The sequence below is a fragment of the Peribacillus sp. P4_C12 genome, from assembly GCF_056402095.1.
The window spans coordinates 1-1,365 of sequence record NZ_JBFUIB010000788.1; the positions used below are offsets into that span (position 1 = coordinate 1).

Consider the following 1,365-nt stretch of genomic DNA (forward strand, 5'->3'; position numbering starts at 1 on the left):
GTAGGAACGGTACTTTCTCTGACTGAAAAAAGACCATGGGAAAAAGAGGTCATGGACGAATTGTTTGATGAAGTGTCCAAAGGTGCCCTCATCAACACGGCAGCATCAGAGGCAGGAACAGGAAGTCCGACCCGTGGAGGACGTCCTGAAACGACAGCTATCAAGAAAGGTAATCAATGGGTATTGAATGGCAGAAAAACCTTTACGACCCTATCACCTGTCCTAGATATTTTCCTTGTTACAGCCTGGGTACCTCACGATGAGCAACTTGGCACCTTTTTGGTTCATCGAAACATAAAAGGGATTAGTATAGAAGAAACATGGGATATGATTTCTATGCAGGGTACAGGAAGTCATGATTTAGTGTTAAATGAAGTCATCCTTCCAGATAAGTATTATGTCATGCAAAGCAAACCTGGCAAGAAGAAACCTGAATCCTGGCTGTTACATATACCAGCCTGCTATATAGGAATCGCAATGGCTGCGAGAAATTATGCAGTCGAATTTGCGAAAGCTTATTCACCAAACAGTCTGCCGGGACCAATTCGAGATCTTCCTAATGTTCAAAGAATGATTGGAGAAATTGAACTGGAATTAAGTGAAGCACGCCATTTTCTCTATTCTGTCGCGGAAAAATGGGAAACACAAACCGAAAATCATGATGAATTATCGAAAGAGCTGGGTGCAGTTAAGTTATCAGTCGTAAACAAATCAATATCCATCGTTGATAAAGCGATGAGGGTCGTTGGGGCCAAAAGCTTACAACGGACGAACCCATTGCAACGTTATTACAGAGATGTACGTGCTGGACTTCATAATCCCCCAATGGACGATGCAACGATTACTATGCTCGCGAAAGCAGCTCTTTATTAAAGACTTATATTTGTGCGGCACTGAAATGACTGTTTCAGTGCTTTTTTTTTGTCTTTTTTGAGGAGTTCTCACCTATTCATTTTTTAGACTGAATCGACCGCTTCTTGTTTCGTATTCTATTATGTACTTCAGTGTTTTGCGCATTTTTTTATTGAAAATTACTCAATAATTTTACTAGATTAAAATTCCCTAACTTGTTATGATTTATATGCATTTCAAAATTTTCGCAAAACATTGAAAGTTCGGTGTAGATATGAATCTTATGACCAAAGATTTACTGATTAACTTTTTATTAATTCTTCTTCCCATCTTTTTATTGCAAATGGTGTATCTAGTGAAATACGTGTACCGTTTAGATGCATTAAAAGGATGGTTCTTAGCCATTTTTCCTATTCTTTCACTTGTTCTATGTATGTTATTTCCAGTAGTAATAGAAGAACACTTTGTTTGGGATCTCCGATGGATTCCATTTCTTTTAGGTGGTTTATATGG

1 protein-coding gene and 1 pseudogene are annotated in these 1,365 nt (G+C 38.4%); both read left to right on the top strand.

Annotation, left to right across the window (positions count from 1 at the left end; all coding sequences use genetic code 11):
• Positions 1–873: acyl-CoA dehydrogenase (locus tag AC1DUW_RS28995; RefSeq protein ID WP_477644208.1), on the top strand; the 873-nt coding region annotated here is incomplete at its 5' end.
• Positions 874–1,135: 262 nt separating this feature from the next.
• Positions 1,136–1,365: pseudogene (locus AC1DUW_RS29000) on the top strand (ATP-binding protein); the annotation flags it as partial.